Genomic DNA, 407 nt, shown 5'->3' on the forward strand with positions numbered 1-407 from the left:
ATGATCTCCTTGGGCGTGAGCTGGTGGAAGACCACGATGTCGTCGACGCGGTTGAGGAACTCCGGCCGGAAGTGCTGCTTGAGCTCCTCCTGCACCTTGACCTTCATCCGCTCGTACGTGCTCTCCTCGTCGTTCGCCTTCGCGAAGCCCAGCCCCACGGCCTTGGAGATGTCACGGGTGCCGAGGTTGGTCGTCATGATGATGACGGTGTTCTTGAAGTCCACAACCCGGCCCTGGGCGTCGGTCAGGCGACCGTCCTCCAGAATCTGCAACAGGCTGTTGAAGATGTCCCCGTGCGCCTTCTCGACCTCGTCGAACAGGACGACGGAGAACGGCTTGCGCCGCACCTTCTCGGTGAGCTGACCACCCTCTTCGTACCCGACGTAGCCGGGCGGGGAGCCGAACAG

The 407-nt window shown here is 62.7% G+C and carries 1 protein-coding gene; it reads right to left on the bottom strand.

The features are described 5' to 3' along the window. On the bottom strand, positions 1-407 hold a 407-nt coding region (locus FLV34_RS39825), incomplete at both ends, for an AAA family ATPase (protein WP_147945640.1).

The sequence above is a fragment of the Microbispora sp. CSR-4 genome, assembly GCF_008033685.1.
Classification (GTDB): Bacteria; Actinomycetota; Actinomycetes; order Streptosporangiales; family Streptosporangiaceae; genus Microbispora.